Origin of the sequence: Pseudomonas sp. B14(2022) (genome assembly GCF_012030485.1) — a bacterium.
GTDB lineage: Bacteria > Pseudomonadota > Gammaproteobacteria > Pseudomonadales > Pseudomonadaceae > Aquipseudomonas.
In genome coordinates, this window is the sequence record NZ_JAAUVM010000027.1 from 15,358 (window position 1) to 28,749 (window position 13,392).

Consider the following 13,392-nt stretch of genomic DNA (forward strand, 5'->3'; position numbering starts at 1 on the left):
TTTAGCGACTGGCGAGCAGGGCCTGGCCGCGCAAGACGGCTGCCTTCACCTGCGCCGGCGCGGTACCGCCCACGTGGTTACGGGCATTCACCGAGCCTTCCAGGGTCAACACGGCAAACACGTCCTGTTCGATCTGGTCACTGAACTGGCGCAGTTCTTCCAGGCTCATTTCCGCCAGGTCCTTGCCGGTGTCCACGCCGTACTTCACCGCATGGCCAACGATCTCGTGGCAGTCGCGGAACGGCAGGCCACGGCGTACCAGGTAGTCCGCCAGGTCAGTCGCCGTGGAGAAACCGCGCAGGGCCGCTTCACGCATGATCGCATGCTTGGGCTTGATCGCCGGGATCATGTCGGCAAACGCGCGCAGCGAATCGCGCAGGGTGTCGGCGGCGTCGAACAGCGGTTCCTTGTCTTCCTGGTTGTCCTTGTTGTAGGCCAAAGGCTGGCCTTTCATCAGGGTCAGCAGGCCCATCAGTGCGCCGAATACACGGCCGCTCTTGCCACGCACCAGCTCGGGCACGTCGGGGTTTTTCTTTTGCGGCATGATCGAGCTGCCGGTGCAGAAGCGGTCCGGCAGGTCGATGAACTGGAATTGCGCACTGGTCCACAGCACCAGCTCTTCGGAGAAACGCGACAGATGCATCATCGCAATGCTGGCGGCGGCGCAGAATTCGATGGCGAAATCGCGGTCCGATACGCCGTCCAGAGAGTTGCCGCCGACGGCGTCGAAGCCCAGCAGTTGTGCGGTGTACTCACGGTCGATCGGGTACGTGGTGCCGGCCAGGGCGGCGCTGCCGAGCGGCATGCGATTGGCGCGCTTGCGGCAATCCACCAGGCGCTCGTAGTCGCGGCTGAGCATTTCGAACCAGGCCAGCAGGTGGTGACCGAAGGTCACCGGTTGTGCGGTTTGCAGGTGGGTGAAGCCGGGCATGATGGTGTCCGCCTCACGCTCAGCCTGCTCCAGCAAACCTTTCTGCAAGCGGGTGATTTCGGCCAGGATCAGGTCGATTTCGTCGCGCAGCCACAGGCGGATGTCGGTGGCCACCTGGTCGTTACGGCTACGACCGGTGTGCAGTTTCTTGCCGGTCACACCGATACGGTCGGTGAGGCGGGCCTCGATGTTCATGTGCACGTCTTCCAGGTCGACACGCCAGTCGAACGTACCGGCTTCGATCTCACCGCGGATGGTGGTCAGGCCATCGATGATGCTGTCGCGCTCGGCGTCGGTCAGCACGCCGACCTTGGCCAGCATCGTCGCATGGGCGATGGAGCCCATGATGTCGTGGCGGTACAGGCGCTGGTCAAAGGTGACGGAGGCGGTGAAGCGGGCGACGAAGGCGTCGACGGGTTCACTGAAGCGGCCGCCCCAGGACTGGTTGGTCTTGTCGGTGCTCATGGATTCGCTCGTGGTCTGCTTATTAAGAGGCATGAAAGTGTGGCGGCGATAATAACAGGGTTGCCCTTGGAGGCGGTGCTGCGGGTCGTCGGCATTTTTATTTGTGCAAAGGATGGCTAAGTGCCTTGCCGCCGACCGCGTCCAGGACGAGACTGGAGGCAGCTGCTTATTGATACGATATTTGACGATTGAGCAATATCGTCTCGGCGAGCGTCTACAGTTGGACTGATAGTGTGTGAATGCACCAAAGTCGGGTAATGCGGTCAGAGCCTGACTATCCATTTAAAAGGGGGGTATTCGGATTGTGCATCAGCAAACCCTGCGACGATGCCCGAAGGCAGCAGGTCTTGGGCGCTATTGAACAGGTCCGGGTAAATATGGGTGCCGCTGTCAGGGCACTTTTTGCCGCTCGCGCTAGTCTTAGCGTGGATCGCTGTGACGCAAGTCACCGCACCTGTCTACGCTATCCTTGTGCGAGACTCACGCAGGAATCCAGCGCTATATGAATGTCCTGATCGTTGATGACGAACCCCAAGCCCGCGAGCGACTGAGCCGTTTGGTCAGTGATCTCGAGGGTTATACAGTCCTTGAACCGAGTGCCACCAGCGGAGAGGAGGCGTTGACGTTGATCGACAGCCTCAAGCCGGACGTGGTGTTGCTCGATATCCGTATGCCGGGCCTTGATGGCCTGCAAGTTGCCGCCCGACTGAGTGAGCGCGAATCGCCACCCGCCGTGGTGTTATTTGCGGCGCAGGAAGAGTTTGCCGCGCAGACACTGGAGGCCAGTGGTGTCAGCTTCGTGGTCAAGCCGGTGACTGCCGAAGCCTTGCTCAGGGCCCTGAAGAAAGCTGAACGCCCCAACCGCACCCAGCTTGCTGCCCTGACCCAGCCGGCCGCCCAAAGTGGTAACGGGCCGCGCAGCCATATCAGTGCCCGCACACGCAAAGGCATCGAGCTGATCCCTTTGAACCAGGTGGTCTACTTCATTGCCGATCACAAGTACGTGACCTTGCGACATGAGGCCGGTGAAGTGTTGCTAGATGAGCCGCTCAAGGCCCTTGAGGATGAGTTCGGTGACCGCTTCGTGCGTATTCACCGTAACGCGCTAGTGGCCCGCGAGCGGATCGAGCGCCTGCAGCGCACGCCCCTCGGGCACTTTCAGTTGTTCCTCAAAGGGCTTAACGGGGATGCGTTGATTGTCAGCCGACGCCATGTCGCCGGCGTGCGCAAGATGATGCAGCAGCTTTAGCCCGGGGGTTTTGGCGAGACTGTATTCATTATCCCGGTGCGACGTGGCCAGGGAGGCCCCGCACTTGCTGATTCAAATCAAAGCGTATTTGCCTGAGCTGTTATTATCTGCCGTATCTATTCAGTACGGATTGATCCATGTCCTCTCGCGAAATCCGCATCGCCACCCGTAAAAGCGCCCTGGCCTTGTGGCAGGCCGAATACGTCAAAGCACGTCTTGAGCAGGCCCATCCCGGCCTCAAGGTGACCCTGGTGCCCATGGTCAGTCGCGGCGACAAGCTGCTGGACTCGCCGCTGTCGAAGATCGGCGGCAAGGGCCTGTTCGTCAAGGAACTGGAAACAGCGCTGCTGGAAAACGAAGCCGACATCGCTGTGCATTCAATGAAAGATGTGCCCATGGACTTCCCCGAAGGCCTGGGCCTGTTTTGCATCTGTGAACGTGAAGACCCGCGTGATGCCTTCGTTTCCAACACCTTCGCGTCCTTGGATGACTTGCCTCTGGGCAGCATTGTCGGCACCTCCAGCCTGCGTCGCCAGGCACAATTGTTGACCCGTCGTCCGGACCTGCAGATTCGCTTCCTGCGTGGCAACGTCAACACCCGCCTGGCCAAGCTCGATGCCGGTGAGTATGACGCGATCATCCTCGCTGCCGCCGGCCTGATCCGATTGGGCTTCGAAGACCGCATCACCTCGGCCATCAGCGTCGAAGACAGTCTGCCTGCTGGTGGGCAAGGCGCCGTGGGCATTGAATGCCGCACCGCCGACAGTGAAATCCACGCTCTGCTCAAACCCCTGGATCACCACGATACTGAAGTGCGCGTCACGGCCGAACGCGCCCTGAACAAGCACCTTAACGGTGGCTGTCAGGTGCCGATCGCCTGTTACGCCGTGCTCGAAGGTGAAAACCTGTGGCTGCGTGGCCTGGTTGGGGATCCGGAAGGGGGCACTCTGCTGACTGCCGAAGTCCGTGGTCCGCAACGTGATGCCGTCGCCCTGGGTGTCCAGGTGGCTGAAGAGCTGTTGGACAAGGGGGCTGGCGCCATTCTGCAAAAGGTCTACGGCGAGGCCGGCCCGCAGTGACCGACTGGCGAGTGCTGCTGACACGGCCTGCCGAGGAATCGGCGGCCCTGGCGGCGGCGTTGTCCGAAGCCGGTATCCTCAGCAGCAGCCTGCCTTTGCTGGACATCGAGCCGTTACCCGTTACCCCCGAACAACAGGCCATCTTCGGCGATCTTGGCCGCTATTGTGCGGTGATCGTGGTGAGCAAACCGGCGGCGCGGCTTGCCATACAACAGTTGGATCAAGCCTGGCCGCAACTGTCGTGGTTCAGCGTCGGTGCGGCCACCGCGCAGGTCCTGGCTGATCACGGCCTCTGCGTTCACTATCCCCAAACCGGCGACGACAGCGAGGCCTTGCTTCAATTGCCTGCGTTGCGCGAGGCTATCGCACGGCCCGGTGCGCGGGTTTTGATCCTGCGCGGCGAGGGGGGGCGGGAGCTGCTGGCTGAGCGTTTGCGCGAGCAAGGTGCTAGTGTCGACTACCTGGAGTTGTATCGCCGTTTCCTGCCGACTTACGACACGGGTGTACTGACCCGGCGCATCCAGTTGGAACGCTTGAACGGCCTGGTGGTCAGCAGTGGGCAGGGTTTTTTGCACCTGCAAGCCTTGGCCGGACCCGATTGGCCACAGGTGGCACAGCTGCCGTTGTTCGTGCCCAGCCCCCGAGTCGCCGAGATGGCGCGGGCCGCTGGCGCAGAAAAAGTTGTGGATTGTCGCGGCGCGAGCGCCGCGGCTTTGTTAGTGGCGTTACGGAGTCATGCCGTTCCCACTCTCTGATACGCAAAGGACGGATACGTGAGCGAAACAGCCTTGCCTAAAGATGAAACCCAACCCGCACTTGATGCGCCGGTTGAGTCACCGGTCACCGCGCCGCGCCGCGGCAATGGCCTGGCAGTTGTCGCCCTGCTGCTTGGCGCTGCGGGTGTTGCCGCCGGCGGTTGGGGGATCTGGCAGGTCCGTGCCCTGCAAGCCAGCAGCCAGCAACAGCTGGGCCAAGTGCAGACCCTGGACGACCAATCCCAGACCCTCAAGCAAAGCCAGCAGCAACTGGCTGCACGCCTGGCGCAGCTGCCGGGTGCGGATGAGCTCGAGGAGCGCCGTCGCCTGGTGGCCCAGTTGCAGGGTGACCAGCAGCGCTTGAGCCAGCGCCTGGAAACCGTGCTGGGTGCCAGCCGCAAGGATTGGCGCTTGGCTGAGGCCGAACACTTGATTCGCCTGGCGAGTTTGCGCTTGTCTGCCTTGCAGGACATCAACAGCGCCCAGGCGCTGGTCCAGGGTGCCGACGAGATTCTTCGCGAGCAAAGCGATCCAGGCTCCTACGCTGCCCGCGAACAGTTGGCCAAGAGCCTTGCCGCGTTGCGCAGTACTGAGCAGCCGGACCGCACCGGGCTGTATCTGCAATTGGCGGCCTTGCGTGATCAGGTCGTGCAACTGGCGGCCATTGCCCCCGAGTATCAACTGACCGAGCCCGCATCCCAAGGGCGCCCGAGCACCGATACCGACAACCGATGGAGCCAGTGGTGGGAACAGATCTCCCGCTACTTCCGCATCGACTTCAACCCTGATGACAACATCCGGCCGCTGCTTGCCGGCCAGGGCATGAACCAAGTGCGCCTGGCCCTGAGCCTGGCCCTGGAACAAGCGCAATGGGCGGCGCTCAATGGTGAGTCGGCGGTGTACAGCCGTTCGCTGGGTGAAGCACGCAGCGTGTTGCAGGACAACTTCAACCAGGACAACCCGCAGAGCAAGGCGATGCTGGCGCGTATCGCCGAGCTTGAGCCCAAAGCTGTCTCGGTAGTGACACCCGATTTGGCGGCGAGCCTGGCCGCAGTGCAGGCGTACCTCGAGCGTCGTCATTTGTCTGCTGACGAAGCCAAGGCAGCGTCCACGCCGGCGGCCACGTCGGCGAAGCAGGAGTAGAGCCGATGAAGCGTTTCTATGTGATCCTGGTGCTGGCGATTGCAATCGCCCTGGCACTGGCTGTGGGCATTTCGAAACACACCGGCTACGTGCTGATTACCTACCCTCATGTGCTGCACTACGAGTCGAGCCTGTGGGCTACCGTGGTGGCGGTGTTTGTCTTCGGCCTGGCCATCTACTTGATCCGCGTATTGCTGAGCCTGGTCACCACCTCGGGTGGCGTGGTTAACCCGTGGTCGCGACGTAACCGCAGTCGCCGCGTGCAGATTGCCATCGAACAGGGCCAGATGGACCTCGCCGAAGGCCGTTGGGCCAGTGCGGAACGTCACCTGCACCGTGCCGCCGAAGCCGAGCGCCAGCCATTGCTGTACTACCTGGGCGCGGCCCGGGCGGCGAATGAGCAGGGCCGTTATGAAGAGTCGGACGGTTTGCTTGAGCGCGCTCTGGAGCGTCAGCCCCAAGCCGAGCTGGCGGTTGCCTTGAGCCATGCGCAGTTGCAGTTGGACCGTGGCGACACTGACGGCGCGCTCACCACCTTGCAGGCCATGCACGAGCGTCATCCCCACAACGGCCAAGTGCTGCGCCAATTGCAGCGCCTGCACCAGCAGCGTGGCGACTGGTCGTCGGTGATCCGCCTGTTGCCGGAGCTGCGCAAGGACAAGGTGTTGCCTGCCGGCGAATTGGCCGAACTGGAGCGTCGTGCCTGGGGGGAGAACCTGAGCCTGGCGGCCCAGCGCGAAGAGCAGGGCGAAGCCGGCTTGCAATCTCTTGAGCGGGCTTGGCAACAACTCACTTCCGCCCAGCGCCAGGAGCCGCAACTGGTCTTGGCCTATGCCGAACAACTGCGTCAATTGGGCGCCGATACCAAGGCGGAGGAGGCGTTGCGCGGTGCTATCAAGCGCGGCTACGACAGCCACCTGATTCGTCTCTACGGCCTGCTGCGCGGCAGTGACCCGGCCCGGCAATTGAAATTTGCCGAAGGCTGGCTCAAGGACCATCCGGGCGATGCCAGCCTGTTGTTGACGTTGGGTCGTCTGTGTCTGCAAAACAGCCTGTGGGGCAAGGCGCGGGATTACCTGGAAAGCAGCCTGCAGGTACAGCGTAATCCCGAGGCCTGTGCTGAATTGGCGCGGCTGTTGGCCCAGTTGGGCGACACTGAGCGCAGCAACCAACTGTTCCAGGAAGGCCTGGGCTTATTGGATAACCGCTTGTTGGCGTCTCCGCTGCCAGTTCCTGCCCGAGTTTGATGTAGGAAAGAAGTCGAGGGCTGGTTCAGATCCGTCTGACAGCCAGCCCTTCAATGCTGCGCATATGCCGGCCCTGAGAGGCTTTGAAGCATACTCCTACGCTCATGCGCTTCAAGTCTTCCATCCTCTGACGGGATGTCCCTACGTTCTCACGGAATCGTCTGCTCTGGCGCGTATTGAAAGGGGTCAGGCCTTTCCTCTAACGTAACGACCTACCTCTCGCGATGCGGATAAAGCATGTCTTTGGCCCCTTCACGCTCCTTGTTTTTCCTTGCGTTCATGGCGGGTGCGCTGACGTTGGGTGCGTCCTTCTATCTTGAGTTCGGTGCCTCGTTACGCCCTTGTTTCCTGTGTCAGATGCAGCGGGCCTTTCTGGCTGCCTTCACGCTGATCAATCTGGTCGCCGCCCTCCACAACCCCAGGCGCTCCACTTTTTACCTGTATGGGTTTACGAGCATGGCATGTGCGTTGTTGGGTGCCATCACCGCCGTACGGCAGGTGCTGCTGCAAAATGCCGCACCGGATCAAGCCGCCGATTGTTGGCCCAGTCTCAGTCACATGATCGAAAACCTGTCGCTGTGGCAGGCGTTGCAATTGACGGTCAAAGGCACTGTCGATTGCATGGAAATAAGCTGGACGCTGTTTGACCTGAGCCTTCCCGAGTGGAGCCTGCTGTTCTTCCTGGGCATGTTGATCCTCGGTGTCATGCAGTTTTCCCGACTGTTTTTGAGTCGTCCGTTGCGCTCAGCAAGGCGCTGAGCGGAGGCCGCAGTTTGTAGGAAGGGATTAAACACTTGTATGAACTTTCTCTCCTGCGTACCTTGAAGCCATAGTCGTGGGGGCATAATCTGGCCCGCACGCGTTATCGAAACCGTTTGTCAGACGCGGCCTTGTCCCGCTGCTGTTTTATCCTTGAAGTGTTGCGTGGGCATCAGGCGGCAGCGCCCCTATAGGGAAGAGAGATCATCATGCTGGAAAGTTGTCAGAATGCTCAGGAACGCTGGGGTGGGGTGCACAAGCTGATCGACAGCTGGTTGAAGGCACGTCACGAACTGGTTCGGGCCTTTGATGCTCTTGGCGCCAAGCCCGAGGCGCTGGCTGAGAATCGCAAGCCGTTGCAAGAGTTCTGTGAAGTGTTGGTGGACTATGTGTCTGCTGGCCATTTCGGTGTCTACGAGCAGCTGACCAAAGAGGCGGAAGCCTTTGATGATAAGCGTGGTCTTGACTTGGCCGAGACTATTTATCCGCGCATCGATGTCATTACCGAGAAACTGCTGGCGTTCACCGACCTGTGTGATGCCGGCCAGTGCGTTGCTGAGAAATTCAAGGAGTTGGGTGGCCTGCTCCATGAGCGTTTCGAACTGGAAGATTGCCTGATCGAGGTGCTCCACAACGCTCATAAGGAAGAAGCTGCCACTCAGGCTTGATCATTGCTGGCGAGATAAAAAACGGTGCGCATGGCGCGCCGTTTTTTTATTGGGTCAGTGACGGGTGTCGAGCAATTCGATCTCGAATATCAGAGGCGTATAGGGCGGGATCAACTCACCGGCACCGTCGGCACCATAGGCTTGGGTCGATGGGATCACCAGGCGCCATTTGGCCCCGACCGGCATCTGCTGCAACGCGCTGCTCCAACCACTGATCACACTGTCCAGGCGAAACCACTGGGGTTGTGTGCTCTGATCGAAGACCGTGCCATCGGGCAATCGCCCAACGTAGTTCACTTGAACCTGATCATTCGCGCCAGGCTTGTTACCACTGCCGGGTGTCAGTTCCGTGAGCAGGATTCCATCGGCCAACTCGCGTACCCCTTTCGCGGCTTTTTCCTTGGTTAAAAACTGCTGCTCGGCGGCGAGCGCCTGTTCACTTTTTGGGGTTTGGACGTCGGCTTCGGCCTGTGCCTCATGCTGGGCAAGAATCTGTTCGATGCGCGCGTTATCCAACACCAGCGGCTTGCCTTGATAGGCTTGTTTGAGGCCGTCGATCAAGGCCTGGATCTGCAGGCCCGGGACTTCCTGGCGCAGACGCTCACCGAGGCTGGCGCCCAGGCTGTAGGCGAGGTCGTGCTGGTCTTGGGGCGTGGTTTTTGACGGTGATTGCTCGCTCGCATTGGCCGCAGAAATCGCCAGGCCCAGCACAAGAAAAAGGTAACGCGACATGGGCATTCTCCTGCCGAAAGTGCGACGGATTATGCCAGTGCCGGTGCGTAAAAAGTGCCGCTTGTTTTCGTTATATCGATAAGAATTTTCGCACGTTGCAACGCAACGCAAACGATACTGTCAACATGCCCTAGCGGCGGTAAGAGCAGAGGGCTAGTATGAGCCGCACCCACGTCAGCCAGGAGGTAAACCATGTCGGCCAAACAGAAGCCTGTAAATACCCCGTTGCATTTACTCCAACAACTTTCGGGCAGCTTGCTCGAACATCTGGAAAGCGCATGTTCCCAAGCGTTGGCCGATGCAGAAAAACTGCTCGCCAAGCTGGAAAAACAACGCGGTAAAGCGCAAGAAAAGCTGCATAAATCCCGCACCAAACTGCAAGACGCTGCTACTGCCGGCAAGGCCAAGGCACAAGCCAAAGCCAAAGACGCGGTAAAAGAACTCGAAGACCTGCTGGATGCTCTCAAGGATCGTCAAGCTGAAACCCGCACCTACATTTCCCAACTCAAAAAAGATGCTCAAGAAAGCCTGAAATTGGCCCAGGGCGTTGGTCGTGTGAAGGAAGCCGTAGCGAAAGTGCTGGGTGCTCGTGCACCGGCTAAAGCTGCCGCCAAGCCAGTTGCCAAAACTGCTGCTGCAAAAACAGCCGCCAAGCCAACTGCCAAAACCGCTGCTGCAAAACCAGCCGCCAAGCCAGCTGCCAAAACTGCTGCTGCAAAACCGGCCGCGAAGCCAGTTGCCAAAACCGCTGCTGCAAAACCAGCCGCGAAGCCAGCCGCCAAAACTGCTACTGCAAAACCAGCCGTGAAGCCAGTTGCTAAAACCGCTGCTGCAAAACCAGCCGCGAAGCCAGTTGCTAAAACCGCTGCTGCAAAACCAGCCGCGAAGCCAGCTGCCAAAACTGCTGCTGCAAAACCAGCCGCGAAGCCAGTTGCTAAAACCGCTGCAGCAAAACCAGCCGCGAAGCCAGTTGCTAAAACCGCTGCAGCAAAACCAGCCGCGAAGCCAGCTGCCAAAACTGCTGCTGCAAAACCGGCCGCGAAGCCAGTTGCCAAAACCGCCGCTGCAAAACCAGCCGCGAAGCCAGCTGCCAAAACCGCTGCTGCAAAACCAGCCGCCAAGCCGGCTGCCAAACCTGCTGCTGTCAAGCCAGCCGCCAAGCCAGTTGCAAAGCCTGCTGCTGCAAAACCAGCACCGGCCAAGCCAGCTGCACCTGCTGCACCTGCTGCAACCCCCGCAGCGTCCACCGCTCCAACCGCATCGGCCAGCAGCACTCCTGCACCGGTAGCGCCAGGCACCACCCCAACCAGCGCTTCCTAAGTGCCGGTGATCATGACGCGCAGCTGCTGCAGTGCGTCATGGTCAAGGTTGGCGGCATCCTCAGCCGCCAGTCCTTCCAACCACCTCTGTTGAGTCGTCTCCCCTTTCGGCCATGCCTGCGCCAACGCTTCCAGGCGCGTCAGCAATTGCCGTTCGGCATCCAGTTCCAGGGCTTTGACCCGCTCGCGTAACGCCGCCAGGGGCTCATCCTGCTGCGCCATGGCGCGCCATTGCACACGCAACTGCCGCAACGGTTCGATCACCTGTGCCTGCCACGGACGGGCCAGCTGTTGAAGCGTTCGCATACGTTCAGGCTCAAATGCCGCACCCCGCTGTTCCAGCCACGCGCCGCAAAGCAACAGGCACACGTCCGCCCCTTGCTCTTGCAAGCGCAGGCAGACGGTTTCGACGCCCGGCCGGGCGTAAGTCGAGAGGGCAAAGCTCCACAGGTCAGCGCACATATTCACACCCAAGCCAGCGGCCAACGAAGCTGGTAGACTCCGCCGCCATTATGATCCGACTTCAAAGCCTAACATTACAGCGTGGCCCGCAACGTCTTCTCGAAGACGCCGAGCTGACCCTGCACGCCGGTCACAAAGCCGGCCTGATCGGTGCCAACGGCGCCGGCAAATCCACGTTGTTCGCCCTGCTGCTGGGTGAGCTGACCCCGGATTCCGGGGACTGCTTGCTGCCGGCCGACTGGCGCATCGCCCATATGCGCCAGGAGATCGACACCCTGGACCGCATCGCGATCGACTACGTACTCGATGGCGACCTGCGTCTGCGCCAGGTGCAACACGACCTGGCCGAAGCCGAGAAAGCCCAGGACGGCGCCGCCCAGGCCCGCCTGCATGCGGAACTCGACAGTGCCGACGGCTACACCGCCGACGCCCGCGCCCGCAAGATGCTCGCCGGCCTTGGCTTCACCAACGAACAGATGGACCGCCCGGTCGCCGACTTCTCCGGTGGCTGGCGCATGCGCCTTAATTTGGCCCAGGCGCTGATGTGCCCCTCGGACCTGTTGCTGCTCGACGAACCGACCAACCACTTGGACCTCGATGCGATCCTGTGGCTGGAAGACTTCCTCAAGAGCTATCAGGGCACCTTGCTGCTGATTTCCCACGACCGGGATTTCCTTGACGCCGTGGTCGACAACATCGCCCACGTCGAACAGAAGAAAATCACCCTCTACCGTGGCGGCTACACCGCGTTCGAACGTGCGCGTGCCGAGCGCCTGGCCCAGCAGCAGCAGGCGTTCGAGAAGCAGCAGGCGCAGCGTGCGCACATGGAAAGCTACATCGCCCGGTTCAAGGCCCAGGCCACCAAGGCCCGCCAGGCCCAGAGCCGGATCAAGGCCCTGGAGCGCATGGAAGAACTGTCGGCGGCCCACGTCGATTCGCCGTTCGACTTTGTGTTCCGCGAGTCGGTGAAGATCTCCAGCCCCTTGCTGGATCTTTCGGATGCCCGCCTGGGTTATGGCGAGAAAACCATCCTGGAGAAGGTCAAGCTGCAGCTCACCCCGGGTGCACGCATTGGTTTGCTCGGCCCTAACGGCGCGGGCAAGTCAACGCTGATCAAGAACCTCTCGGGCGAGCTGCAACCCCTGGCCGGTCGCCTGACCCGTGGCGAGAACCTGGTGGTGGGCTATTTCGCCCAGCATCAGTTGGACTCCCTCGACGCCAAGGCCAGCCCGTTGCTGCACCTGCAACGCCTGGCGCCGACCGAGCGCGAGCAAACCCTGCGCGACTTCCTCGGTGGCTTTGACTTTCGTGGCGCGCGCATCGATGAGCCGGTGCTGAACTTCTCCGGTGGCGAAAAAGCCCGCCTGGCCCTGGCGCTCATTGCCTGGGACCGCCCGAACCTGCTGCTGCTCGACGAACCGACCAACCACCTCGACCTGGAAATGCGCCTGGCGCTGACCATGGCCTTGCAGGAGTTCAGCGGTGCGGTACTGGTGGTGTCTCACGATCGCCACTTGCTCAAGAGCACCACCGACAACTTCCTGCTGGTAGCGGATGGCAAAGTCGAAGAGTTCGACGGTGACCTGGACGACTACGCGCGCTGGCTCATGGATTACCGCCTGCGCAATGCGCCGGTCAGCAACACCCCGGTCAACCCGGACAAGACCGACAAGAAAGCCCAGCGCCAGGCCGCTGCCGCACTGCGCCAGCAGTTGGCACCGCACAAGCGCGAAGCCGACAAGCTTGAGGCCGAGTTGGGCAAGGTGCACGAGCGCCTGGCCAGGATCGAAGCCAGCCTGGGTGACAGCGCCGTGTACGAGGCGGCACGCAAGGATGAGCTGCGCGACCTGCTGGCTGAACAGGCCAAGCTCAAGGTCCGCGAAGGGCAATTGGAGGAAACCTGGATGGAAGCCCTCGAACTGCTGGAAACCCTGCAAGCGGAGCTGGAGGCGCTGTCCTGATGGAAGCCTTGCAACTGCCGTTGCCTGCGCAATGGATCGAGCCTGTATGGATCGGCGTGCAAATCCTGCTGATCCTGCTGGCCGGCTACCTCGCCCAGCGGTTTGTCGCCAAGGGCCTGACACGCCTGGGTGAGCGCTACCCGTTCCCGCCGCAATTGCTGATGCCGCTGCGTGGTGGATTGCGTTGGCTGATCATGGGCAGTGCGTTGATCTTTGTGCTGGGCCGGCTGGGTGTGTCCGCCACGGTATTGTGGACCGCACTGTCGGGGTTTGTCGCGGTGGCGGCAGTGGCGTTCTTCGCCATGTGGTCGGTGTTGTCCAACCTGCTGTGCGCGATCCTGATCTTTACCGTCGGGCCATTTCGCCTCGGTGACATCGTCGAGTTGGTGGATACCGTCGACAAGCCAGGAGTGAAGGGCAGGGTAGTGGCGATCAACTTGCTCTACACCACGCTGATCGAAGTGGAAGCAGCAGGCACCGACAGCGCCATCGTACAGGTACCTAACAGCCTGTTCTTCCAGCGCTCGGTGCGGCGTTGGCCAGGTACCCATGTGTTCTCGGGCGACCGCTAGCGTTTACATCCTGTAAAAATCTATAGCCAGCCTCTGGTCGGCGGAGTTAG

Annotated in this window: 13 protein-coding genes and 1 pseudogene; 11 read left to right on the forward strand and 3 right to left on the reverse strand. The window is 61.0% G+C overall.

The window, feature by feature from the left end; all coding sequences use genetic code 11:
- Nucleotide 1: 1 nt before the first annotated feature.
- Complete coding sequence (argH, locus tag HCF10_RS27360) at nt 2-1,396, reverse strand: argininosuccinate lyase (protein ID WP_131697616.1); 1,395 nt, start codon at nt 1,394-1,396, stop codon at nt 2-4.
- 389 nt (nt 1,397-1,785) lie between these two features.
- On the opposite strand from argH, the pseudogene HCF10_RS32205 reads away from it, so the two are divergent.
- The 8 genes and pseudogenes from HCF10_RS32205 to rsd form a co-directional block, all read left to right on the forward strand.
- A pseudogene (locus HCF10_RS32205) lies at nt 1,786-1,902 on the forward strand (sensor histidine kinase); the annotation flags it as partial.
- Nucleotides 1,899-2,645: a LytR/AlgR family response regulator transcription factor gene (locus HCF10_RS27365; RefSeq protein WP_131697615.1), complete on the forward strand. Its 747-nt coding sequence runs from the start codon at nt 1,899-1,901 to the stop codon at nt 2,643-2,645. The pseudogene HCF10_RS32205 and the gene HCF10_RS27365, both read left to right, overlap by 4 nt.
- Nucleotides 2,646-2,782: 137 nt before the next feature.
- Nucleotides 2,783-3,724 carry a hydroxymethylbilane synthase gene (gene hemC / locus HCF10_RS27370; RefSeq protein WP_131697614.1) on the forward strand — a complete coding sequence of 314 codons (942 nt, stop codon included), beginning with the start codon at nt 2,783-2,785 and terminating at the stop codon, nt 3,722-3,724.
- A complete protein-coding gene (locus HCF10_RS27375) occupies nt 3,721-4,479 on the forward strand; it encodes a uroporphyrinogen-III synthase (protein ID WP_167656790.1) in 759 nt (252 codons plus the stop codon). The genes hemC and HCF10_RS27375 overlap by 4 nt, the downstream gene beginning before the upstream one ends.
- An 18-nt stretch (nt 4,480-4,497) precedes the next feature.
- Nucleotides 4,498-5,622 (forward strand): uroporphyrinogen-III C-methyltransferase, encoded by a 1,125-nt coding sequence (locus HCF10_RS27380; RefSeq protein ID WP_167656791.1) that lies wholly within the window; start codon nt 4,498-4,500, stop codon nt 5,620-5,622.
- Between the two features lie 5 nt (nt 5,623-5,627).
- Entirely contained in the window at nt 5,628-6,869 is a 1,242-nt protein-coding gene (locus HCF10_RS27385; RefSeq protein ID WP_131697613.1) for a heme biosynthesis protein HemY, read from the forward strand.
- 237 nt (nt 6,870-7,106) lie between these two features.
- Nucleotides 7,107-7,628, forward strand: a complete 522-nt coding sequence (locus HCF10_RS27390) for a disulfide bond formation protein B (RefSeq protein WP_131697612.1) — start codon at nt 7,107-7,109, stop codon at nt 7,626-7,628.
- Between the two features lie 209 nt (nt 7,629-7,837).
- Entirely contained in the window at nt 7,838-8,296 is a 459-nt protein-coding gene (gene rsd, locus HCF10_RS27395; protein WP_131697611.1) for a sigma D regulator, read from the forward strand.
- Between the two features lie 54 nt (nt 8,297-8,350).
- Here rsd and HCF10_RS27400 read toward each other — a convergent pair whose 3' ends face one another.
- Nucleotides 8,351-9,028: an FKBP-type peptidyl-prolyl cis-trans isomerase gene (locus HCF10_RS27400; RefSeq protein ID WP_145337433.1), complete on the reverse strand. Its 678-nt coding sequence runs from the start codon at nt 9,026-9,028 to the stop codon at nt 8,351-8,353.
- A gap of 192 nt (nt 9,029-9,220) precedes the next feature.
- On the opposite strand from HCF10_RS27400, the gene HCF10_RS27405 reads away from it, so the two are divergent.
- Nucleotides 9,221-10,348 carry an AlgP family protein gene (locus HCF10_RS27405; protein ID WP_167656792.1) on the forward strand — a complete coding sequence of 376 codons (1,128 nt, stop codon included), beginning with the start codon at nt 9,221-9,223 and terminating at the stop codon, nt 10,346-10,348.
- Here HCF10_RS27405 and HCF10_RS27410 read toward each other — a convergent pair.
- Nucleotides 10,345-10,809, reverse strand: a complete 465-nt coding sequence (locus HCF10_RS27410) for a TIGR02444 family protein (protein WP_145337435.1) — start codon at nt 10,807-10,809, stop codon at nt 10,345-10,347. The two genes, HCF10_RS27405 and HCF10_RS27410, sit on opposite strands and share 4 nt — an antisense overlap.
- Before the next feature lie 50 nt (nt 10,810-10,859).
- Here HCF10_RS27410 and abc-f point away from each other — a divergent pair, with 50 nt between their 5' ends.
- Nucleotides 10,860-12,770, forward strand: coding sequence for a ribosomal protection-like ABC-F family protein (gene abc-f, locus HCF10_RS27415; RefSeq protein ID WP_167656793.1), 1,911 nt, complete (start codon nt 10,860-10,862; stop codon nt 12,768-12,770).
- Nucleotides 12,770-13,342 carry a mechanosensitive ion channel family protein gene (locus tag HCF10_RS27420; RefSeq protein ID WP_145337436.1) on the forward strand — a complete coding sequence of 191 codons (573 nt, stop codon included), beginning with the start codon at nt 12,770-12,772 and terminating at the stop codon, nt 13,340-13,342. Before abc-f ends, HCF10_RS27420 begins: the two co-directional genes overlap by 1 nt.
- Nucleotides 13,343-13,392: the final 50 nt, after the last annotated feature.